The sequence below is a fragment of the Lentzea sp. NPDC042327 genome (genome assembly GCF_040647275.1).
GTDB lineage: Bacteria > Actinomycetota > Actinomycetes > Mycobacteriales > Pseudonocardiaceae > Lentzea.
Genome location: NZ_JBEZBX010000002.1, coordinates 448,651 through 470,701, shown reverse-complemented (window position 1 = coordinate 470,701; position 22,051 = coordinate 448,651). Strand labels below are relative to the sequence as shown.

21 protein-coding genes, 1 pseudogene and 1 riboswitch are annotated in these 22,051 nt (G+C 70.0%); of the genes and pseudogenes, 11 read left to right on the top strand and 11 right to left on the bottom strand.

The window, feature by feature from the left end; translation table 11 throughout:
* Position 1: 1 nt before the first annotated feature.
* The 6 genes from glmU to AB0A63_RS06090 all read left to right on the top strand — a co-directional run bounded on the left by glmU (position 2) and on the right by AB0A63_RS06090 (position 4,849).
* Positions 2-1,471: a bifunctional UDP-N-acetylglucosamine diphosphorylase/glucosamine-1-phosphate N-acetyltransferase GlmU gene (gene glmU, locus AB0A63_RS06115; protein ID WP_360385865.1), complete on the top strand. Its 1,470-nt coding sequence runs from the start codon at positions 2-4 to the stop codon at positions 1,469-1,471.
* A 14-nt stretch (positions 1,472-1,485) separates the two neighbouring features.
* Entirely contained in the window at positions 1,486-2,457 is a 972-nt protein-coding gene (locus tag AB0A63_RS06110; protein ID WP_360386664.1) for a ribose-phosphate diphosphokinase, read from the top strand.
* A gap of 299 nt (positions 2,458-2,756) precedes the next feature.
* Entirely contained in the window at positions 2,757-3,362 is a 606-nt protein-coding gene (locus tag AB0A63_RS06105) for a 50S ribosomal protein L25/general stress protein Ctc (protein ID WP_360385863.1), read from the top strand.
* Between the two features lie 62 nt (positions 3,363-3,424).
* Entirely contained in the window at positions 3,425-3,931 is a 507-nt protein-coding gene (locus AB0A63_RS06100; protein ID WP_360385861.1) for a DivIVA domain-containing protein, read from the top strand.
* Entirely contained in the window at positions 3,921-4,499 is a 579-nt protein-coding gene (gene pth, locus AB0A63_RS06095; RefSeq protein ID WP_360385859.1) for an aminoacyl-tRNA hydrolase, read from the top strand. Before AB0A63_RS06100 ends, pth begins: the two co-directional genes overlap by 11 nt.
* Positions 4,500-4,534: 35 nt before the next feature.
* Positions 4,535-4,849, top strand: coding sequence for a hypothetical protein (locus AB0A63_RS06090; protein WP_360385857.1), 315 nt, complete (start codon positions 4,535-4,537; stop codon positions 4,847-4,849).
* On the opposite strand, the gene AB0A63_RS06085 is transcribed toward AB0A63_RS06090, so the two are convergent.
* Positions 4,846-6,459, bottom strand: coding sequence for a fatty acyl-AMP ligase (locus tag AB0A63_RS06085; RefSeq protein ID WP_360385855.1), 1,614 nt, complete (start codon positions 6,457-6,459; stop codon positions 4,846-4,848). The genes AB0A63_RS06090 and AB0A63_RS06085 overlap by 4 nt on opposite strands.
* Before the next feature lie 154 nt (positions 6,460-6,613).
* On the opposite strand from AB0A63_RS06085, the pseudogene AB0A63_RS06080 reads away from it, so the two are divergent.
* Positions 6,614-6,718: pseudogene (locus tag AB0A63_RS06080) on the top strand (DivIVA domain-containing protein); the annotation flags it as partial.
* 6 nt (positions 6,719-6,724) lie between these two features.
* Positions 6,725-7,897, top strand: a complete 1,173-nt coding sequence (locus tag AB0A63_RS06075; RefSeq protein WP_360386662.1) for a DivIVA domain-containing protein — start codon at positions 6,725-6,727, stop codon at positions 7,895-7,897.
* A 64-nt stretch (positions 7,898-7,961) separates the two neighbouring features.
* Here AB0A63_RS06075 and AB0A63_RS06070 read toward each other — a convergent pair whose 3' ends face one another.
* The 10 genes from AB0A63_RS06070 to metG form a co-directional block, all read right to left on the bottom strand.
* Positions 7,962-8,369 (bottom strand): hypothetical protein, encoded by a 408-nt coding sequence (locus AB0A63_RS06070; RefSeq protein ID WP_360385853.1) that lies wholly within the window; start codon positions 8,367-8,369, stop codon positions 7,962-7,964.
* 111 nt (positions 8,370-8,480) lie between these two features.
* Entirely contained in the window at positions 8,481-10,247 is a 1,767-nt protein-coding gene (locus AB0A63_RS06065) for an ABC-F family ATP-binding cassette domain-containing protein (RefSeq protein WP_360385851.1), read from the bottom strand.
* A gap of 216 nt (positions 10,248-10,463) precedes the next feature.
* Positions 10,464-11,426: a 4-(cytidine 5'-diphospho)-2-C-methyl-D-erythritol kinase gene (locus tag AB0A63_RS06060; RefSeq protein ID WP_360385849.1), complete on the bottom strand. Its 963-nt coding sequence runs from the start codon at positions 11,424-11,426 to the stop codon at positions 10,464-10,466.
* 57 nt (positions 11,427-11,483) lie between these two features.
* Positions 11,484-12,284, bottom strand: coding sequence for a MetQ/NlpA family ABC transporter substrate-binding protein (locus tag AB0A63_RS06055; RefSeq protein WP_360385847.1), 801 nt, complete (start codon positions 12,282-12,284; stop codon positions 11,484-11,486).
* Positions 12,285-12,312: 28 nt separating this feature from the next.
* Complete coding sequence (locus tag AB0A63_RS06050; RefSeq protein ID WP_360385845.1) at positions 12,313-12,996, bottom strand: methionine ABC transporter permease; 684 nt, start codon at positions 12,994-12,996, stop codon at positions 12,313-12,315.
* Positions 12,993-13,991, bottom strand: a complete 999-nt coding sequence (locus AB0A63_RS06045; RefSeq protein WP_360385843.1) for a methionine ABC transporter ATP-binding protein — start codon at positions 13,989-13,991, stop codon at positions 12,993-12,995. The genes AB0A63_RS06050 and AB0A63_RS06045 overlap by 4 nt, the downstream gene beginning before the upstream one ends.
* Before the next feature lie 218 nt (positions 13,992-14,209).
* Positions 14,210-14,303, bottom strand: a riboswitch (SAM riboswitch).
* A gap of 88 nt (positions 14,304-14,391) precedes the next feature.
* Positions 14,392-15,213, bottom strand: a complete 822-nt coding sequence (gene rsmA / locus AB0A63_RS06040; protein WP_360386659.1) for a 16S rRNA (adenine(1518)-N(6)/adenine(1519)-N(6))-dimethyltransferase RsmA — start codon at positions 15,211-15,213, stop codon at positions 14,392-14,394.
* Between the two features lie 191 nt (positions 15,214-15,404).
* A complete protein-coding gene (locus AB0A63_RS06035) occupies positions 15,405-16,814 on the bottom strand; it encodes a transglycosylase family protein (protein WP_360385841.1) in 1,410 nt (469 codons plus the stop codon).
* A 301-nt stretch (positions 16,815-17,115) separates the two neighbouring features.
* Positions 17,116-17,910 (bottom strand): TatD family hydrolase, encoded by a 795-nt coding sequence (locus tag AB0A63_RS06030; RefSeq protein WP_360385839.1) that lies wholly within the window; start codon positions 17,908-17,910, stop codon positions 17,116-17,118.
* 26 nt (positions 17,911-17,936) lie between these two features.
* Complete coding sequence (gene metG / locus AB0A63_RS06025; RefSeq protein WP_360385837.1) at positions 17,937-19,730, bottom strand: methionine--tRNA ligase; 1,794 nt, start codon at positions 19,728-19,730, stop codon at positions 17,937-17,939.
* Between the two features lie 54 nt (positions 19,731-19,784).
* Between metG and AB0A63_RS06020 the strand changes: the two genes are divergently transcribed.
* From AB0A63_RS06020 to AB0A63_RS06010, 3 genes are read left to right on the top strand one after another with little or no spacing between them, the layout of a single operon-like run.
* Positions 19,785-20,336: a PadR family transcriptional regulator gene (locus AB0A63_RS06020; protein ID WP_360385835.1), complete on the top strand. Its 552-nt coding sequence runs from the start codon at positions 19,785-19,787 to the stop codon at positions 20,334-20,336.
* Between the two features lie 58 nt (positions 20,337-20,394).
* Positions 20,395-21,327 carry an ATP-binding cassette domain-containing protein gene (locus tag AB0A63_RS06015; protein ID WP_360385833.1) on the top strand — a complete coding sequence of 311 codons (933 nt, stop codon included), beginning with the start codon at positions 20,395-20,397 and terminating at the stop codon, positions 21,325-21,327.
* A complete protein-coding gene (locus tag AB0A63_RS06010; RefSeq protein ID WP_360385831.1) occupies positions 21,317-22,030 on the top strand; it encodes an ABC transporter permease in 714 nt (237 codons plus the stop codon). The genes AB0A63_RS06015 and AB0A63_RS06010 overlap by 11 nt, the downstream gene beginning before the upstream one ends.
* Positions 22,031-22,051 lie beyond the last annotated feature (21 nt).

Here is a 22,051-nt window from a genome sequence, read left to right as displayed (position 1 = left end):
GATGCTCGAAGGCCCTGTCAGCACGGTCGTGCTCGCCGCCGGGGAAGGCACCCGCATGCGGTCGTCCACGCCGAAGGTGCTGCACCGGATCGCCGGACGGTCTCTCGTCGAACACGCGGTGCGTGCGGCGGCGGGCACAGACCCCGACCACCTGGCCGTCGTCGTCGGACACGGCCGTGAAGCGGTCACCGAGCACCTGGAGGCGCTGTCCGGCGCGCTGGGCCGCAAGGTCACCGTCGCCGTGCAGGCCGAGCAGAAGGGCACCGGGCACGCGGTCTCCTGCGGTCTGGCGGAGCTGCCCCACGACCTGGGCGGGACCGTGGTCGTGAGCTACGGCGACGTCCCGCTGCTCGACACCGGGACGTTCAGGGCCCTGCTGGCCGAGCACTCGGCCGCCGGCAACGCCGTGACCGTGCTGACCGCCGTGGTGGACGACCCCACCGGGTACGGCCGGATCGTGCGCGACCCCGACGGGACCGTGCAGGGCATCGTGGAGCAGAAGGACGCCTCCGCGACCGAGCGGCTGATCACCGAGATCAACTCGGGCGTGTACGCGTTCGACGCCGCCGTGCTGCGCGACGGCCTGTCGCGGCTGTCGACCGACAACGCCCAGGGCGAGCTGTACCTGACCGACGTGCTCGGCATCGCCCGCGGCGACGGCCTGCGGGTCGGCGCGCTGGTCGCGTCCGACCGCTGGCTGGTCGAGGGCATCAACGACCGCGTGCAGCTGGCCGCCGTGGGCGCCGAGATGAACCGCAGGATCGTCGAGGGCCACCTGCGCTCCGGCGTCACGTTCGTCGACCCGTCCTCGGCGTGGGTGGACGCGGACGTGCGGATCGGCCAGGACGCGCTGATCGAGCCGAACGTGCAGCTCCGCGCGGGCACGGTGATCGGCGCCGGTGCCGTGGTCGGCCCGGACACCACGCTGTCCGGCGTCACGGTGGGCGACGGCGCGTCGGTCGTGCGCACGCACGGCAGCGACTCGGTCATCGGCGAGCGCGCGAGCGTCGGCCCGTTCGCCTACCTGCGCCCCGGCACGTCTCTGGGGGTCAAGGGCAAGATCGGCACGTTCGTCGAGACGAAGAACTCGACGATCGGCGAGGGTTCGAAGGTCCCCCACCTGTCCTACATCGGTGACGCCACGATCGGTGATCACAGCAACATCGGTGCAGCATCGGTAACCGTCAACTACGACGGGGTGAACAAGCACCGCACGATCGTCGGATCCCACTGCCGCACCGGCTCGGACAACATGTTCGTAGCGCCGGTGACGGTGGGCGATGGTGCTTACACCGGCGCGGGCACGGTCCTGCGCCGCAACGTCCCACCGGGCGCGCTCGCCGTGTCCGGCGGCCCACAGCGCAACCTCGAAGGCTGGGTCATCAGCCGGCGCGAGGGCACGGCAGCCGCCCAGGCAGCTGCCGCGGCACTCGCGCAGCAGAATTCCGAGAAGACTGAGGAGGGTCGCTGACCGTGAACCCGCAGATGCCCGGCACACCGAAGAAGAACCTGATGCTCTTCGGAGGGCGTGCCTACCCGGAGCTGACGGAAGAGGTCGCGAAGCACCTCAACGTCACCGTGACCCCGCAGCAGGCCTACGACTTCGCGAACGGCGAGATCTTCGTCCGCTTCGAGGAGTCGGTCCGCGGCTGCGACGCCTTCGTGATCCAGTCGCACACCGCGCCCATCAACCAATGGCTGATGGAACAGCTGATCATGGTCGACGCCCTGAAGCGCGCCTCGGCCAAGCGCATCACCGTGATCCTGCCGTACTACCCCTACGGCCGGCAGGACAAGAAGCACCGCGGCCGCGAGCCCATCTCCGCCCGCCTCATCGCGGACATGTTCAAGACCGCCGGCGCCGACCGCCTCGTCTCGGTCGACCTGCACACGGCCCAGATCCAGGGCTTCTTCGACGGCCCGGTCGACCACCTGTGGGCCATGCCGCTGCTCGCGGACCACATCCGCGGCAAGTACGCGGGCCACGAGCTCACCGTCGTCTCCCCCGACGCCGGCCGCACCAAGCTGGCCGAGAAGTGGGCGGACACGCTCGGCGGCGCGCCGATCGCGTTCATCCACAAGACCCGCGACCCGCTGCGACCCAACGAGGTCGTCTCGAACCGCGTGGTCGGCAAGGTCGAGGGCCGCCTCTGCATCGTGATCGACGACATGGTCGACACCGGCGGCACCATCGCCGGCGCCGTGAAGCAGCTGCTCAGCGAGGGTGCCGCCGACGTGGTCATCGCCGCGACGCACGGCATCCTCTCCGGCCCTGCCACCCAGCGCCTGCAGGACTCGGGTGCCCGCGAGGTCGTGTTCACCGACACCCTGCCGATCCCGGCGGAGAAGCGGTTCCCGAACATGACCGTGCTGTCCATCGCGCCGCTGCTCGCGCGCGTGATCCAGGAGGTCTTCGAGGACGGCTCCGTCACCTCGCTGTTCGACGGCAACGCCTGACCTCCGTTCTTCGACCGCACGCGGGGACCTTTCGTACCGTCTGGGAGTACGAAAGGTCCCCGCGTGCGTTCGCGAGGACCCCCCGATTAGGCCTGTCGACGCCACTCACCTACACTGGTCGGGTTGCCTCGGCGAGGGCGAGCTCCACAGCTCGGCGTGATCGACGCGGTGGCTTGATGCCGCGCGTGTTGACCGTTTCCGCGCTGCTCGCCGCCGCTGGCCACCACCCCAAGCCTCAACCGCTGATACTTGTGCACCGCCCCGACGTACAAGGCCAGACTTGTAAGGAGTACCCCACCGTGTCCGAGGTTCGTCTCGCCGCTGAGCAGCGCACCGAATTCGGCAAGGGCGCCGCCCGCCGTACCCGTCGCGCCGGCAAGATCCCCGCGGTCCTCTACGGCCACGGTTCCGACCCGAAGCACCTGGCCCTGCCGGCGCTCGAGTTCGCCCGTGTCGTCCGCGAGCACGGTCAGAACGCCGTCCTCACCCTCGCCCTCGACGGCGGTAGTGAGCTGGCGCTGACGAAGACCGTCACCACGCACCCCATCAAGAACTACATCGAGCACGTCGACCTGCTGCTCGTCCAGCGCGGCGAGAAGGTCACCGTCGAGGTGCCGCTGGTCATCTCGGGCGAGCCCGCTTCGGGCACGCTGCTGACGCAGGACCTCAGCACGATCCAGATCGAGTCCGACGCGATGAACATCCCGGAGCAGATCGAGCTGTCGATCGCCGACGTCGCCGCGGGCACGCAGATCCACGCCAGCGACCTGACGCTGCCGGAAGGCGCCGCCCTGATCACCGACGCCGACGCTCTCGTCGTCGCCGTCAACGAGGCGCCGTCCGCGGCTCAGATGGAGGGCGACGACACCGCTGCAACCCCGGCCGAGGCCACCGAGGAGAGCTGAGCCCCATCACGTCGGGCCGGACACACGGCGCGCCACCCCCTCACGAGGGGGGAGGCGCGCCGTTGCAGTACCTGAGTCCGGCCGAGATCCGCGGTCGCACGTTCCGCCGCAAGCGCCAGGGCTACGACCCCGGCCAGGTGAACGAGTTCCTGCTGATCATCGCCGACGCGCTGGCCGGCCGGATGCGCCTCAACCCCGAGCACGTGCAGACCGTCCGGTTCGCCGCGGTGCCCAACGGCTACGACCCGCAGGCCGTGGACGAGCTGCTGCACCTGCTGGAGTTCCAGGTCCGCGCCGGCATCGTGCCGCCGACCGGCCTGAACACCGGCGCGGACCTGACGGCGCGCAAGATCCCCAGGTCGAGCACCGGCTACGATCGCGTCGAGGTCGACGCCTTCCTCGCCCGTGCCGCGGCCAACCTGGACGGCAGGGGCGCGATGACCTCCACCGAGGTCCGCAATACCCGGTTCAGCACCACGTCCGGTCTGCTGGGTCGCGGGTACCAGGTGCAGGCCGTGGACACGTTGCTGGACGAGATCGAGCAGGAGCTGCGCTTCCGTGGACGATGAGCTCGCCCGAGACGGCCTCGCGCTGATCGTCGGCCTGGGCAACCCGGGCCCGAAGTACGAGGGCAACCGCCACAACATCGGCTTCCTCGTCCTCGACGAGCTGGCCGCCCGCGTCGGCGGCAAGTTCAAGGCCCACAAGTCCGGCGCCGAGGTCGTCGAGGGCCGCCTGTCCGGCCGCCGCGTCGTCCTCGCCAAGCCGCGCAGCTTCATGAACCTCTCCGGCGGCCCCGTCTCCAGCGCGGCGAAGTTCTACAAGCCGGGCCTGATCGTCGTCGTCCACGACGAGCTCGACCTCCCGTTCGCCGCGGTCAGGATGAAGCTCGGCGGCGGCGACAACGGCCACAACGGACTCCGCTCCATCACGAAGTCGTTGGGCACCAAGGACTACCACCGCGTGCGCTTCGGCGTGGACCGCCCGCCGGGCCGCATGGACCCCGCCGACTACGTGCTGAAGGACTTCTCCACCGTCGAACGCAAGCAGCTCGCCCTGGAGATCGACCGGGCGGCGGACGCAACGGAGGCCCTCATCTCGAAGGGCCTGGAAGCCGCGCAAAACGCCTTCCACTGAGCCGTGCGCTGAGCGCATGACCAACCGAAAGGGCCATGCCGCGTAAGCGCCGCCCCGACGTGCTCAAGGGCTTGTCCGGCCGGCTCCTCGCCGACCTGGGCCGCGTCGGACGCTCCCGCAACCACCTCGGCCCCGGCTCGGTCGAGCTCGCGCTCCGCGTCTGGACCAGCTGGCTCGCCTCTCCGGCACGGCACCGGTGGATGGACGAGACGCCGTGGGAGTGGGACCACTACCCGGAAGAAGATCCGTTCAGTGCCCGCAACCTCCTCGACGCCGTCGCCTGCGCGCTCCCCCGCACGAGCGCGCGGGAGCTGCGCAGGCGACTCGACGAACTCGATGACCTCTACTAGACCAGTGCGGCCGCCGCAGACCGCCGCAGCTTGCCCGACGGCGTCTTCGGCAACGTCCCCGGCGGCTGCACCACGACGGAGAACGGCCGCAACCCGACCGCGTCGACCACGCGGGCCGTGATCTCCTTGACCAGCCCCTTCTCCGCGTCCGCGTCGCCGGCGAGCTTCGACTCGACGACCACGGCGAAGCGTTCGCGCTGCGTTCCGGCGTCCAGCCGCACGGCGACCGCGTTGCCCGCGCGCACGCCCTCGACGGAGCACGCGGCGCGTTCCACGTCGGTGGGGTAGATGTTGCGGCCGCCCATGATGATGACGTCCTTGCGGCGGCCGCAGACGACGACCTGGCCGTCCTCGACGACGTAGCCGAGGTCGCCGGTGGACAGCCAGCCCTCGGCGTCCTGCGTCGCCAGTGGACCGTCCACGGTCAGGTAGCCGGGGGTGACGGCGTCGCCGCGGATCTGGATCTCGCCGACGCCGCGCAGGCCCATGACCTGACCGGTGTCGGTGACGACCCGCAGTTCCAGGCCGGGCAGCGGCGGGCCCAGCAGCGGGTAGGCGCGGCCCGTCTCGGACGGCACGGCCTGGCGTGCGGCCTCCAGCTCGTCGGCGTCGACGACGTCTACTTCCAGGCCGGTGTCCAGCGGTGCGAAGGCGACGCCCAGCGTGGTCTCGGCCATGCCGTAGGCGGCGAGGATCGACTCCGGGCGCAGGCCGAAGCGGGCACCGGCGTCGATGAACGACTTCACGGCGGCCGGGTCGATCGGCTCGGCGCCGTTCAGCGCCAGGCGCAGGGTCGACAGGTCGAACGAGTCGGACGAGGACGCCAGGCGGCGGGCCACGATCGCGTAGGCGAAGTTCGGCGCGGCGGTGATCGTGCCCCGGTGGCGGGTGATGAGGTCCGCCCACAGGGTGGGGCGGGCCAGGAAGTCGACCGGCGTGACCTTCACGAGCTCCAGGCCGAACAGCATCGGCACGGTCAGGAAGCCGACCATCCCCATGTCGTGGAACAGCGGCAGCCACGACACCATCACGTCGGACTCGGGGTCCAGCGCCGCTGCCTCGCGCATTCCGAGCGCGTTCGACATGAGGTTGCGGTGGGTGATCCGCACGGCCTTCGGGTCGGCCGTGGAACCACTGGTCAACTGCAGCAGTGCGGTGGCATCCTCGGAGGTGGGAACAGGGTTTTCGATCGGCTCGCCGTCGAGCTCGGACAGCTTCCGGTAGGCGATCCCGTGCTGCTCCAGCACGGGGGCCAGCGCGTCGAACGGGCTGCCGAGCAGCACCAGCCGCGAGTCGATCATGGCGAGCACCCGCACCGTGTCCTCGGCCCACTCGGCCAGGTCGGTGCGCGGTGTGGGTTGATGCAACATCGTGACGCTGCCGCCGCACAGCCACGCGGCCTGCACGGCCGGGGCGATGGCGGCGGGTTCGGCGGCGAGCACTGCGATCGCGGTGCCCGGCGCCACGTCGAGCGCACCGGCCACCCGCCGGGCGCGTTCGTGCACCTCGGCCCAGGTCCGGCGGACGGGCGCGGCGGGTTCCCCCGTCGTCATGCCCCTGTCCCTGCCGTTTGCGGCCGTCGCCAGCATCACATCCACGAACTGACTCATGTTCGTGATCGTAGTGGCGGCCTTTGGTCCATCAGGGCGAAACGTTGTGCCACGCGAAACGCGATACTCCCGAGTACAGGTACGCAGGAGGAGGTCATTGGTGGATCGGGGCGGCCCCGGAGCGCAGCATCGTCTGCCCGCGCATCCGGCACCTCTGCTCTCCGCGCAGGACGTGGCGCTCGTCGCGTTCCACCGCCCCCCGCAGGGGCGGCGCGGCTACGACGCGGCTGAGGTGGACGCATTTCTCGACCGGGTCGAGGACACCATGCGCAGCAAGGACATCCTCACGCGCGAGGACGTGCTGAACGTCAGGTTCCGCACGGCGACCCGTGATCCGGGTTATGACGTGAACGAGGTCAACGTGTTCATGGAGCTGGTGGCGGACACGCTGCGGTCCACTCCGCAACGCCAGCAGGCCGCCGCACCGGCCCAGGGCGCGCACGCCACGTCGCAGGCGCTCAGGCCCGCGGTGCGACTGTCCCCCGACGACGTTGCCGCCGTGCGCTTCCACAAGCCCAGACCGGGGACCCGCGGGTACCACGAGGGCCAGATCGACGCGTTCCTCGACCGCATCGAGGCCACCCTGCGCGGCGAGGACAACTTGACCGCCCAGCAGGTGCAGGACGCGGTGTTCGGTGAGACCGCTCCCGGCACGTTCGGCTACGACTCCGAGGACGTCGACACCTTCCTCGACCTGGTCGTGCTCATGTTCGAGACCGCTCCCCCGCCCGCACCCGCGGCCCCTCCGACGGCGCGGTTGCCGCAGCAGCGCCCGCTGCTCCAGGGACCGCCGCCGCGGCAGCAGCAGCCCGCGCCGAAGCCCGCGGCGGCACCACGTCCGCAGCTGGCCCCGCCGGTGCAGCCGCAGGCCGCGCTGCCCGCCTCAGCGCGCCCCGAGGCCGTTGCGGACGGGAAGCTCACCGCGAAGGACATCCGCAACGTCGCGTTCCACCGCCCTCCCCGTGGCCGCCGCGGTTACCAGGAGTCCCAGGTGGACGCTTTCCTCGACCGCATCGAGGCGACCCTGCTGGGGCAGGACAACCTGACGGGCAAGGACGTCCGCGACGTCCGCTTCTCCCGTCCGCTGATCGGCCGCCGCGGGTACGACGAGACCGAGGTGGACGCGTTCCTCGCCCAGATCGAGCAGCAGCTCTCCGGGCCGGTGCGCAGCATGCCGCAGGTGAAGTCGTGGAAGGACCTGCGCCAGCTGCGCATCCCGCAGGCGGCGTCCGGCCAGCGCGGCTACCGCACCGCGCAGGTCGACCGGGTGCTGGAGGAGATCGGCGTCGCGCTCGACGGCATGCTGGGGGCGACCTCCGAGGAGGTCGTGAAGACCCGCTTCAGCTACGCGCTGCTGACCGGTCAGGGCTACGACACGTCGTTCATCGACGAGCTGCTGCCCCAGCTGGCCGACGAACTGCGCCGCCGCGGCCGCTGACCCCTGTTGCTGCCGGCGTCTGCAAGTACTACCGACTCGCAGTTGGTGGTACTTGCAGATGCTCTCAGCCGCACAGGGAGTTGGGCGAGGAGAAGTAGCTGATGCCGTACGCGGTGTCCGTGCCGCCGTTGCGGCTCCAGGCCGTCACGCACGGGTGCTTGTCGGCCGAGCTGTAGAACTTGCCGTCTTCCTTCCACTGGCCGGACAACGTCCGCGTCCTGACCTTGAACAGCAGGCCGCGTCCCTTGTCGACCGACGCGCAGTACCCGGGAGCCGCCTCACCCGACGCGCCGTGCGACCCGAGGAACACGATCTGGGCCCTGGCGCTGCTGCCCTTGCTGATGCACACGCTGTAGCGCAGCGTGTCGGCCGCCGCGGCGGTGCCGGCACCGGCCAGGGTCAACGCCCCGGTCGTCGCCAGCGCACTGGCCGCCGCGACGATCCGCCTGCTCCACAACACCTTCACACCCATGGGATCCGCACTCTCCATCCGTTCGCAGTGGATCACCGGTGAGTCTGGTGCCGTGCGGGACCGGCTGGCGAGCCTCCGGCAGCGCCCGTAAGGATTCCGTTCTGTTTGCGGTCAGCCCTCGACGGCCTCGGCGGCTTCCATCCAGGCGGCCTCGACGTCGGACTCCTCGGCCAGCACGGACTTCAGCTCGGCGTCGAGCTTCAGCAGCCGGTCGGGGTCGGTGGCCGCCTCGGCGAGCGCCGCGTGCAGCTCGGCCTCCTTCTTGTGCAGCTGCTCCAGCCGCCGTTCCAGCCGGGCCAGCTCCTTGCGGGCGGCACGCTGGTCCGCGGCGTTCGACGGGGCCTTCTCCGCTGCGGGAGCGGCCGACTGCCGGTCGCGCACCGAGTCGCGGCGCCGCAGGTACTCCTCGATGCCGCCGGGCAGGTCGGTCAGGCCGCCGTCGCCGAACAGCGCCACGACCTTGTCGCACACGCGCTCGACGAGGTACCGGTCGTGCGAGATCACGACCAGGGTGCCCGGCCACGAGTCGAGCAGGTCCTCCAGCTGCTGCAACGTGTCGATGTCGAGGTCGTTGGTCGGCTCGTCGAGCAGCAGCACATTCGGTTCGGCCATCAGCAGCCGGCACAGCTGCAACCGCCGCCGCTCGCCACCGGACAGGTCCGACACCGGCGTCCACTGCTTCTGCGACGAGAACCCGAACCGCTCGCCCAGCTGGGACGCGGACATCTCGTACTTGCCGAGCACGACCCGGCGTGCGACCTCCTCGATCGCCTCCAGCACGCGCATGGACCCGTTGAGGTCGAGCAGCTCCTGGGAGAGGTGCGCGATCTTCACGGTCTGACCCTGGATCCGCTTGCCCGTCTCGGGTGCGCGCTCACCGGCCAGCAGCCGCAGCAGCGTCGTCTTGCCGGAGCCGTTGACGCCGACCAGGCCGATCCGCTCGCCGGGCCCGATCCGCCACGTCAGGTCGCGCACCAGCACGCGGTCCGGAATGGACAGTGTGACGTCCTCGACCTCGACCACCGTGCGGCCCAGCCGCTTCTTCGCGAACGCGACCAGCTCGACGGTGTCGCGCACCGGCGGCACGTCCGCGATCAGCGCCTCGGCGGCCTCGATGCGGTAGCGCGGCTTCGACGTGCGGGCGGGCGCGCCCCGGCGCAGCCACGCGAGCTCCTTGCGGGCCAGGTTCTGCCGCTTCTCCTCGGCCGCGTCCGCGAGCCGCTGCCGCTCGGCGCGCGCGAAGATCCAGTCGGCGTACCCGCCCTCGTACTGCTCGACCTTGCCCTGCACCACCTCCCACGTGCGGTTGCAGACGGTGTCGAGGAACCACCGGTCGTGGGTGACGACGACGAGCGCGCACTTGCGGGCCAGCAGGTGCTCGGCGAGCCACCGCACACCCTCGACGTCGAGGTGGTTCGTGGGCTCGTCCAGCACGAGCAGCTCGAGGTCCTGGATCAACGCGGCCGCGAGCGCGACCCGGCGCCGTTCGCCACCGGACATCGTGGACACCACGGAGTCCAGGCCCAGCGCCGTGATCCCGAGTCCGTCCAAAATGGACCGCACACGTGCGTCGGAGGCCCACTCGTGCTCGGCGTCGAAGCCGAGCGGGTCGATGACCGCGTTGCGCACGGTCGACCCCTCCGGCAGCTCGGTCCGCTGCGTCACGACCGCCATCCGCAGGTCGCGCGAGCGCGACACCCGGCCGTCGTCGGCGGGTTCGACCCCGGCCAGCACCTCGAGCAGCGTCGTCTTGCCGCCGCCGTTCAGGCCGACGACGCCGATGCGGTCGCCCTCGTTGACGCCGAGCGACACGCCGTCGAGCAGCGGCCGGACGCTGAACGACTTCGACACGGACTCCAGGTTGACCAGGTTGGCCATCAAAACCTCACGACTCGTAAGAAACTGCCCGGTGAAGGCTACCCAGCACCGCCAACGCCCCCGCTCCCCGACCGCACGCGGGGACCCCACGTAACCCACGAAGTGCACGCGGGGACCCTACGTACCCTCGAAGTGCACGCGGGGAGCTTGCGTACTCGTAGAAGGTACGAAAGCTCCCCGCGTGAGTTCCGAGATGCGGAAAACGGAGGGCGGGGGTCAGGCGTGGACCTCGGGCGGGGTGGGCTTCGGTTCCTCGGTCGTGATCACCCGCGCACCGGGCACCGGGCCCTGTGCGACGCGCACGGTCCGGCACACACCCGCGCCCGCGAGCTCGGCGGCGACGCGCACGGCCGTGTCGTTGTCCTCGCACAGGAACGCCGTCGTGGGGCCTGAACCGGACACGATGCCGGCCAGCGCGCCCGCGTCGACGCCCGCGCGCAACGTGCGGCGCAGGTTCGGCCGCAGCGAGACGGCGGCGGCCTGCAGGTCGTTGCCCAGCAGCAGCGCGAGCTGGCGCGGGTCACCGGAGGACAGGCCCTCCAGCACCGCCTCGACCGCGCCGACGCGGGGCGGGTCGCCCTCGGTGCGCAGCCGGTCGAGCTCGTCGAACACGTCCGGCGTGGACAGTCCGCGCCGGTCGAACGCCAGCACCCAGTGGAACTGGTGGCGGGCCAGCACCGGCACGATCCGCTCGCCGCGGCCGGTGCCGAGCGCGGTACCGCCGTAGAGGCAGAACGGGACGTCGGCGCCGAGCTTCGCGGCCAGCTCGGCCAGCTCGTCGCGGCTGATCTCCAGCCGCCACAGCGCGGCCAGGCCGACCAGGGTGGCCGCGGCGTCCGCGCTGCCACCGGCCATGCCGCCGGCGACGGGGATGGCCTTGCGGATCACGACGCGGACCTTGGGGTCGTCCGGGTCCTTGCCGACGTGGGCGGCGAGCAGCCGCACGGCACGCCAGGCGAGGTTGCCGGCACCGGTGGGCACCTGGTCGGCGCCCTCGCCGTGGACCTCGACGCCGGGCTCGTCCGCGACGGCGACGGTGACCTCGTCGGCCAAGGACAGCGCCTGGAAGATGGTCACCAGGTCGTGGTAGCCGTCCGGTCGCACGTCGCCGACGGCCAGGTGCAGGTTGACCTTGGCCGGGACGCGGACCGTAACCGGAGGGGGAACGACAGCGAGCACCTCGTCAGCCTACGGGCGATCGGCGTGTGCGGACTCCTCCCCCGGTCACCACGGGCCTCAGACCGGGATGACGGAGCCGTTGAAGGTCTGCTTGATGTAGTCCTTGACCTGCTGCGACGCCAGCAGCTCGGCGAGGTCCCTGATCCGCTTGTCGTCCTTGAGCTCGCTGCGGGTGACGAGGCCGTTGGCGTTGGGGTTGCCCTCGGCCTTCTCCAGCACCAGCGCGTCGGTGGCGGGCTTGAGCTGCGCGTCGATGGCGTAGTTGCCGTTGATCACCGCGGCGTCGGTGTCCTCCAGCGAGCGCGGCAGCTGGGCCGCCTCCAGGGGCACGAACTGCAGGTTCTTCGGGTTCTCCGCGACGTCGCGGACGGTCGGCTGGTCCACGGCCTTGAGCTTGATCAGGCCGTTGGCCTCCAGCAGCTTCAGGCCGCGGGCCTCGTTGGTGGCGTCGTTGGCGACCGCGACCTTGGCGTTCTGCGGCAGCTCGTCGACCTTCTTGACCTTCTTGGAGTACAGGCCCAGCGGCTCGACGTGCACGCCCTCGACCCACTCGACCTTCGCGCCGCTCTCCTTCGTGAACGTCGCCAGGTACGGGACGGTCTGGAAGTAGTTGGCGTCGAGCGAGCCGTCGACCAGTGCCGTGTTCGGCTGGACGTAGTCGGTGAACTCGACGACCTCGATCTTCAGGCCCTTGGACGCCGCGAGGTTGTCGGCTACGTACTTGAGGATCTGCGCGTGCGGGACCGGCGAGACGCCGACCTTCAGCGTGTCCGAAGCGGACGAACCACCGGACGAGCAGGCGGACAGAGCGGTCAAACCGGTCAAAGCGGCAGCGATGAGGGCAGCACGAATGCGCATGACGTTCCTTTTGAGAATTGCTACTGGGTCAGACGGAGGCGTGCCGGCGTCGGTCCGACGCACGGGCGGCACGGGTGAAGCCGAACTGGATCACGGTGGTGAGCACGGCGAGCCACGCCACGGTGCTCCACAGGATCCGGTCGTTGAAGCGCTGGTAGCCCTCGCGGATGGCCAGGTCGCCGAGGCCACCGCCGCCGATCACGCCCGCCATGGCCGAGTAGCCGATGAGGGCGATGACCGTGACGCCGATGGCGTTGATGAGCGCCGGCAACGACTCGCGGATGAGCACGCTGCGCACGATCCTGAGCGTCGAGGCACCGGTCGTGATCGCGGCCTCGACCACGGTCACGTGCACCTCGGACAGGATGTTCTGCACGAGCCGCCCGACGAACGGGATCGCTCCCACGGCCAGCGGCACGATGACCGCCGTGCTGCCGATGGACCCGCCGACGATCAGGCGGGTCACCGACGTGAGGGCGACGAGCAGCACGATGAACGGCATCGAGCGGCCCAGGTCGGTGACGAAGCTGAGGGCCCTGTGCACCGCGGCGTTCGGCCGCAGCCCGCCCTTGGCGGTGAGCTGCAGCCAGACCCCGACGGGAACTCCGAGAACTGTGGCGATCACGGTGGAGACGCCGACCATGTACAGCGTCTCCCCGGTGGCCTCGACGAGGTAGCTCACCACGTCGGACCAGGGTGTTGCAGACCTCACGCAGCTACTCCCTGCGGCCCCTTCAGGGACCTCTGAACCGCGCCGCCGGCCTCACCGATCCACTCCAGCGCCGAGTCGGACCGCTCGCCGTTCAGGCCGAGGCGGAACCGCGCGACGGGGGTCTCGCCGAGGCGGGTGAGCCCGCCACCGACGATGTTCAGCTCGACGCCGAACCGGTGCGCGGCCTCGGGCAGCAGCGCGCCGACCGCGGCGAACCCGACGAGCACGACGTCCGCGACGCGGTCGTAGGCGTTCTCGTTGATCGGGTTCAGGTCGACGGCGGGCAGCAGCGCGGAGCTCGTGCGGCTGGCGGCGTTGTTGACGAGGTCGAGCACCTTGCCGTGCTCGACGACCTGGCCCTGCTCCAGCACCGCGACGTCATCGCAGATCTTGCGGACCACACCCATGTCGTGCGTGACGACGAGGACGGTCACACCCAGCTCTGCGCGCGCACGGTCGAGCACCGCCAGCACGGACCCGGTGGTCTCCGGGTCGAGTGCGCTGGTGGGCTCGTCGGCCAGCAGGACGGACGGGTTGGCGGCGAGGGCGCGCGCAACGGCGATGCGCTGGCGCTGCCCGCCGGAGAGCTGGTCGGGGTAGGCGGCGGCCTTGTCGGTGAGCCCGACGAGGTCCAGCAGCTCGCCCACGCGGGTGCGCCGCTGCGGTCCCGGCACGCCGGCGGACTCCAGCGGCAACGCGATGTTGCCGGCCGCGGTCCGCTGCCGCAGCAGCGAGTCCCCTTGCGGCACAACGCCGATCTGCCGACGGGCGGCACGCAGCGCCGAGCCGTCGAGCGAGGTGATGTCGGTGCCGTCGACGCGGATCGCACCCGAGTCGGGGCGCTCCAGCAGTGCGACGCAGCGGGCCAGCGTGGACTTGCCGGCGCCGCTCGGGCCGACGACGCCGAGCACGGTGCCGGCCTGGACGTCGAGGGTGACGCCGTTCAGCGCGTTGACACCCTGGAAGGACTTGGTGAGGTTTTCGACAGTGATCACTTCTGCTCCACGGCTGCGCGCGACGGCGCACGCTCCCGTTGTGCGGGGGTGCGCGGTCGAAGTTCTGCTCAGGTGTGTGCGCCACTCAGCGACCGAGTGCGCGTCAAAGGACTTTGAGAAGGCGCCTTAGACGAGGTGGCGACGACATGCAGAAGCGGTGCGACGGCACTGGTCGACGACTCGACGGCGCGTCAGCATTCGCGAGGTACCCACGTGATCCTCCATCGGTCCTGGCGTTAGCACCTGCCCGCATCCAGCGGGTGGTTGCTGCGACGTCGTAGAGCCAGGTCTCTCAGTCGCTCCGGATGGCAGTTAGCAGTCAACCGGACGGACGTTCGGTTGCGCAAGCCAGATTCGGATTCGTTCGACAGATCACACTGTTGGCCGAAGGATCGCCGGATCAGACCTCGGCAATCCGGACAAAGTCGATCACGCTCAACTGCTCGCCCCTGACCTGGGGATCGATGCCCGCTTCGGCCAGCAGTTCGTCGACGTGCGGCGTGTAGCTCTTGAGGGCGGCCCTGAGGGTCTTGCGGCGTTGCGCGAAGGCCGTGTCGACGATCTTGAACAGCTTGTTCTTATCCACTGTGGACAACAGCTTTTCGTGGCGCTGGAAGGCAACCAGCCCGGAGTCGACGTTGGGCGCGGGCCAGAAGACGTTGCGCCCGACCGACCCCGCCTTGCGCGCGTCGGCGTACCAGGCGAGCTTCACGCTGGGCACCCCGTAGACCTTGCTGCCGGGCTTCGCCGCCATCCGGTCGGCGACCTCCGCCTGGACCATGACGAGCCCCTTGCGCAGGCTCGGCAGCTCGTGCAGGAGGTGCAGCACCACGGGCACCGCGACGTTGTACGGCAGGTTGGCGACGATCGCGGTCGGTTGTACCGGCAGGTCCTCTTGGGTGACTTTCATGGCGTCCTTGAGGACCACGTGGAGCTTGCCGGCGTTGGCCGGGTCGTGCTCCTGGACCGTCTGGGGCAGCCGGTGCGCCAACGGCGGGTCGATCTCGACCGCGACCACCTCAGCGGCCGCCGGGAGGAGCGCGAGGGTCAGCGAGCCCAGGCCGGGGCCGACCTCCAGGACGACGTCCTCGTCGGTCAGACCGGCGGCGGCGACGATCTTGCGGACCGTGTTGGGGTCGTGCACGAAGTTCTGGCCCAGCTTCTTGGTCGGGCGGATGCCCAGCTCTTCGGCTAGACGGCGGACTTCGGCGGGTCCCAACAGGCTCACCGGGGCATTGTCTCAGGTCACCCACCAAAGACCTCAGGTTGCCCACCGAAGACCTCAAGTCACCCACCGAAGACCCCCGCCCCCTGCTGCGTCGAGTGCACGCGGGGAGCTTTCGTACTCACCTGGAGTACGAAAGGTCCCCGCGTGCGGTCAAGCAGAGCGGAGGGATGGGTGGGGAGGCGGGGTTACGGCAGGCCGAGCTTCGCGCGGCAGCCGGGCCACGCGGAGTACGTGCCGCCACGGCCGTCGCGGAGCTTGGTGGCGATGGCGATCTGCTGTTCGCGGGTCGCCTGGTGCGGCAGGGCCGCGTAGGCGGTGCCGCCGTAGGCCGCCCAGGTGCTCGCGTTGAACTGGAGGCCGCCGTAGTAGCCGTTGCCGGTGTTGATGGCCCAGTTGCCGCCGGCCTCGCACTTGGCCAGGCGGTCCCACACCTCGCCGTCGGGGAGGGGCTTGGTGCCGACCGCGATCTTCTTCGGCTTCGGCTCCTTGGTGACCTTGCCGCCGATCTTCTCGCGGTTGATCTCCTTGCCGTTCTTCACCGTCACGCGGTAGGTGGAGATCTGCTCGCCGGCCTCGCCGGGCTCCAGGACCTTCTGCTGACCCTGGTTCAGGGTCGGGTCGTTGGTCTTCTCGACGGGCGGGGCGACCGGCTCGTTCACGTTGATGACCGTGACGCCGGTGCGGGAGATGTAGACCTCGGCGCCGGAGGCCAGGCGCACGTCGGTGCCGGCCTGGACCGCGTCCTCGGGACCGAGGGTGAGGTTCTCGCTCTTCAGCAGCTCGTCGACGGTGACGGCGGTGGTCTGGACCTCGCGGACCGGGTTCGCGCCGTCGAAGAGCTTGACGACCTTGCGGGTCTTCACCTCGAGGTTCATGCCGTCGAGGGGGACCTCGGAGCCGGTGGGCGCGGAGAACCACGAGCCGTCGACCGGGACGCCGAGCTGCTTGGCGGCCTCCTCGACGGTGACCGAGCGGACCCAGTCCTCACGGGACTGGCCGTCGACGCTCATCTTGAGCAGGCGGCCGCGGTCGAGGGTGATCTTGCCGCCGTCGGAGATCGGGGCGTTGAGCGACGGGGACAGCGCGTCGTGCTCGCCGACCCTGATGCCCTCCTCCGCGAGGACCTCGCCGACCGTGCCCTCGTAGGAGTGGACGGTCGAGGTGATGCCGTCGATGTCCACGGCCACGGACTTGTCCATCGCCATCGCGGTCACGCCACCGCCGGAGATGGAGACCAGGACCGCGGCGACCGCACCCTTGAGGAAGCGGCGCTTCCAGGACGAGACGGCCGTGACGAGGAGCTGCGGGTCCTCCTTCTCCTCTTCCTCCGTGGGGAGGACGAGGGGCGGCATGATCGTCGTCTCGGCGTTGATGAGCCGGATCAGCTCGTCGACGTCGACGTTCGCCGTCGCGAGGAGCTCGTCGGCGTCAGGGCCGAGCACCTCGAGCACGTCCGCGGGCGAGATCGTCAGCGCACCGGCGGGGAAGCTCGGGTGGGGGTCGGCCACCGCGACCGCGGTGTTCCCGACCGGCGTGAACCAGTCGGTGTCCTCGTTGAAGTCGTACGGAGCGGCAGTTCTGTCGCTACCAGACAAGGGTCGATACCTCCATTGCGGAAGCTCCGAGGCCACCGCACAGTTGGCGTTGACAAGATCATTCGAGTTGCAGCTCGAAGGTTCCCGGCAACTCCTCCTACGTGGTCTCGCTGCTTCGCGCTTCCGGCTTGGGACCCGCCCCGACTGCGGGCGTGCTCCGAACCGACAGGGTCGGTTCAGGTGGCACGGTCACGGGACAGTAACGGGGCAGCCGACGTTGCGCAAACACCCCCACCGATGTTGTGACCTCAGTCACCCGTAGAGGTAGGAACCCTTTGCTCCGTTCGTCTCAAGTCGCATCTCAGTGGCCAAGCCCGAAGACTCGTTGAGCAGTACGGGTGACGGCGGCAGCGAGTTCAGAAAGATCTTCGCCACGCAGGGTGGCCAAGGCCCGAACTGTGTAATTCACACAATAGGGTTCGTTCGGCCGCCCCCGGAACGGGTGGGGCGTCAGGAAAGGCGCGTCCGTCTCGACGAGCAGCTGATCCTGCGGCACCAGCCGGGCCGCCTCCTGCAGGGCACGGGAGTTCTTGAACGTCACCGGGCCCGCGAACGACAGCACGTACCCCGCGTCCACGCACCGGCGCGCGAAGTCCGCGTCACCGGAGAAGCAGTGGAAGACCACTGTGGACGGTGCGCCCTCGGCGTCGAGCACCTTGAGGACGTCCTCGTGCGCGTCCCGGTCGTGGATCATCAACGGCTTCCCGACGCGCTTGGAAAGGTCGATGTGCCAACGGAAAGCGTCTTGCTGCGCGGCCGGCGGCGAGTAGTCCCAGTAGTAGTCGAGACCGGTCTCGCCGATCGCCACGACGCGGTCGAACCGGGCCAGCCGCTCCAGCTCGGCCTTCTCCGCGTCGCCGAACGCGGCGGTGCGGGTCGGGTGGACCGCCACGGCCGCGTAGACCCGCGGGTCCCAGGTGGACGCCTCCGCGGCCCACTGCGCGGACTTCAGGTCGTCCGCGACCGTCACCACGTGCGAGACGCCGGCGGCCTCCGCCCGGTCCAGCAGCACGGCCACGTCGGCGGCGTCGACGGCACCGCACGCGTCGAGGTGGGTGTGGGCGTCGACCACCGGCACCGGAAGGGCTTCCGGCACCGGCGGTCGTTCCCGCTTCTCCGCCACTAGTCGGTGACGATCGGGGCCCACTCGGGCCCGGTCTCGCCCAGCTTCGGGTCGAGCTTCGCGAACAGCGGCGAGGGCTTCTGCAGCGGCCGGCCGACCTCGATCGGCGTCGACTCCCACTTCGCCTGCTCGCCCGCGTAGTCACCGGTCAGCACCGGGTACGAGCGGTCGGGCACGTCGAGGTCGGTGACCTCGTCCATCGACGGCTGCGCGGCCCACACGCCCGTGCCGCCCAGCGCCTCGTGCACCTGCTGCGCCGAGTGCGGCAGGAACGGCGTCATGAGCGTGTTCGCGTCCTGCACGACCTGCAACGCCGTGTGCAGCACGGAGTCGCGGCGGTCCGGGTCGTCCTTGAGCTTCCACGGCTCCTGGTCGGACAGGTACTTGTTCGCCAGCGAGATCACGCGCATGGCCTCGCCGGAGGCCTGCTTGAACCGCGAGCGGCGCAGGTGCGCGCCGACCGTGTCGAACGCCGCCTTCGACTGGCGCAGCAGCTCGTGGTCGGCGTCGGTCAGCGCGGTCGCCTTCGGGATGGCGCCGACGTTCTTGTGCGCCATGGAGATCGAGCGGTTGACCAGGTTGCCCCACTCGTTCGCCAGCTCGAAGTTGGTCCGGCGGACGAACTCCTCCCAGGTGAAGTCGGTGTCCTGGTTCTCGGGACCCGCGACGGAGATGAAGTACCGCAGCGCGTCCGGCCCGAACTCCTTCAGGAAGTCGCCGACGTAGATCACGGTGCCGCGCGAGGTGGAGAACTTCGAGCCGCTCATCGTCAGGTACTCCGACGACACGACCTCGGTCGGCAGGTTCAGCGTGCCGAACCGGCCGGGCTCGCCGCCCTTGTCGCCCGCGCCGTTCTGGCCCAGCAGCAGCGACGGCCAGATCAGCGAGTGGAAGACGATGTTGTCCTTGCCCATGAAGTAGTAGCCCTGGGCGTCACCGGTCCAGAACTCCTTCCAGGCGTCGGGGTTCCCAGTGCGCCGTGCCCACTCGACGGACGCGCTCAGGTAGCCGATGACGGCGTCGAACCACACGTAGAACCGCTTCATCGGCTGGTCGCTCCACCCGTCGAGCGGGATCGGCACACCCCAGTCGAGGTCGCGGGTGATGGCGCGCGGCCGCAGGTCCTTGATCAGGTTCTGCGAGAACTTGAGCACGTTCGGGCGCCACTCGGACCGCGTGCCCATCCACGAGCCCAGCGACTCGATGAACGAGGGCAGGTCGAGGAACAGGTGCTCCGTCTCGACGAACTTGGGCGTCTCGCCGTTGATCCGCGAGCGCGGGTTCTTCAGGTCGATCGGGTCGAGCTGGTTGCCGCAGTTGTCGCACTGGTCGCCGCGCGCGCCGTCGTAGCCGCAGATCGGGCAGGTGCCCTCGATGAAGCGGTCGGGCAGCGTCCGGCCGGTCGACGGGCTGATGGCGCCCATCTCGACCTTGGGGATGACGTAGCCGTTCTTCCACAGCGCGGAGAACAGGTCCTGCACCACCTGGTAGTGGTTGCCGGTGGTGGTGCGGGTGAAGAGGTCGTAGGACAGGCCGAGGCCCTGCAGGTCGGAGGCGATGACGCGGTTGTACTTGTCGGCGAGCTCGCGGGCCGTCAGGCCCTCCTTCTCGGCCTGCACCTGGATGGGCGTGCCGTGCTCGTCCGTGCCGCTGACCATGAGCACCCGGTGTCCGGACATTCGCATGTAGCGGGAGAAGACGTCGGACGGGACACCGAAACCGGAGACGTGACCGATGTGCCTGGGGCCGTTGGCATAAGGCCAGGCCACCGCGGTCAGTACGGAGGCACTCATGTGCATAGCCTACGGAGGCGGTGCCAGCCGCTTTTCACTGCATGGGAGGTCGGTTTGTCCGCGACCAGGATGCTGGTGCTCGGCGTGGTCAAGCTCGTCGGCGAGGCGCACGGCTACCAGGTGCGCCGTGAGCTGCAGTCGTGGTCTGCGGAGTCTTGGGCGAACGTGCAGCCAGGTTCGATCTACCACGCGCTGAAGTCGCTGGCCAAGGACGGACTGCTGGAACCGGTCGGCACCGAGTCCCGCGAGGGCCCCGCCCGCACCTCCTACCGGATCACGCCGTCCGGTGAGCACGAGCTGGACGACCTCCTCGCGCACGCGCTCGCGAACCCGGCCGCCGGCAACGACGAGGTGTCCGCGGGCGTCGCGATGCTCACCCTCGTCCCGCGCAAGCAGGCCGTCGTGCTGCTGAAGAACCGCCTCGCAGGCCTGGAGGGGCAGCTCACCCCGACCCGGCACGGCATCACCTCGATGCCGGAGATGGGCAAGCCGGCGCACGTCAGCGAGCTGTTTCGACTGTGGCTCGTCCACCTCGAAGGTCAGGTCCGGTGGACTCGGGAGCTGATCGAACGCCTGGAGGCCGGTGCGTACGAACTTCGGGACTAGTCAAACTTGAATAGTCCCGACTAGCCTCTGGTCAAACTTGACTAGAGGGGGTTCCGGCATGATCAAGGCACGCGGCCTCGCACGCCGCTTCACCACGAAGGCCGGTCCGGTGGACGCGGTGCGCGGCGTCGACATCGACGTCGCCGAGGGCGAGCTCGTCGGGTTCCTCGGACCCAACGGCGCCGGCAAGTCGACGACGCTGCGCATGCTCACGACGCTGCTGCGGCCCACGGCGGGCGAAGCGCTCGTCGCCGGACACGACCTGCTCACCGACCCGGCGGGCGTGCGCCGCAACATCGGCTACGTCGGCCAGAAGCCCGGCGCGGGCCTGGACCAGCGGGTCGCCGACGAGCTGGAGCTCCAGGCCCGGTTCTACGGCCTCTCCCGGCACGACGCCCGCAGGAAGGTCGCCGGCCTGCTCGAACGGTTCGACCTGACCGGGCTGGAGCAGCGCGGCGTAGGCACGCTCTCGGGCGGCCAGCAGCGCAGGCTCGACCTCGCGATGGGCATGCTGCACGACCCGCGGCTGCTGTTCCTCGACGAACCGTCCACCGCGCTCGACCCGCAGAGCCGCCGCAACCTGTGGGACCACATCCGGCAGCTCAGGGCCGACGGCGTGACGGTCTTCCTGACCACCCACTACCTCGACGAGGCCGACCACCTCAGCGACCGGCTGCTCGTCATCGACCAGGGCGCGATCGTCGCCGAGGGGTCGCCGGACGAGCTGAAGCACCGCGTCTCCGGCGACCTGGTCGTGCTCGGCACGCCGCAGGCCGCGCTGGTCGCGACCAAGTTCGCCGACGCCGCCGTGGACGGCGAGAAGGTCAGCTTCCGCATCCCGAACGGCGACCGCGCGCTGCCGTCGTTGCTGAAGGACCTCGACAACATCGGTGTCGAGCTGCACTCCGTCCAGGTGCACCGGCCGACGCTCGACGACGTGTTCCTGACCATGACCGGCCGCTCACTGCGGGAGGACAGCAATGCTGCGTGACACCTGGCTCGTGTTCTGGCGGGTGATGCTGCCCGTGCTGCGCAACCCCGTGGCGGTGGTCTTCGGCATCGCCCAGCCGTTGCTCTACCTCGGGCTCTTCGGGCCGTTGCTGGGCGAGGGCGGCTGGCAGTGGTTCGTGCCGGGCCTGCTGGTGCAGATGGCGTTGTTCGGCACGGCCTACGCGGGCTTCTCGCTGCTGCCGGAGGTGCGCACGGGCGTGATGGAACGCCTGCGGGTCACCCCGGTCAGCCGGGTCGCGCTGCTCGTCGGGCGGGTCGGCAAGGACGTGGTGCTGCTGGTCGTGCAGAGCCTGCTGATCATGCTGGCCGCGATGCTGTTCGGCTTCCGGGCGTCGGCGGGGCAGGTGCTGCTCGGCCTCGGGCTGGTGGCGTTGCTCGGCGTCGCGATCGGCTCGGTGTCGTACGCGATCGCGTTGAAGGTGAAGCTGGAGTACGTCTTCGCGTCCGTGCTGTCGGCGTCCATCGTGCCGTTGATGCTGTTGAGCGGCGTGCTGCTGCCCATGTCGAACGGCCCGCAGTGGCTCTACTGGCTGTCGCGGGTCAACCCGCTGGCGCACGTCGTGGACGCCGAGCGGTCGATCTTCAACCCCGGCACGGTGACGTACGGGCTGATCTCGGTCGCGCTGCTGGTCGTGGCCGGCGTGCTCTACGGCATCCGCACGTTCAACCGGGAGTCAGCTTGAGGCACGCGGGGGCCCCGCGTT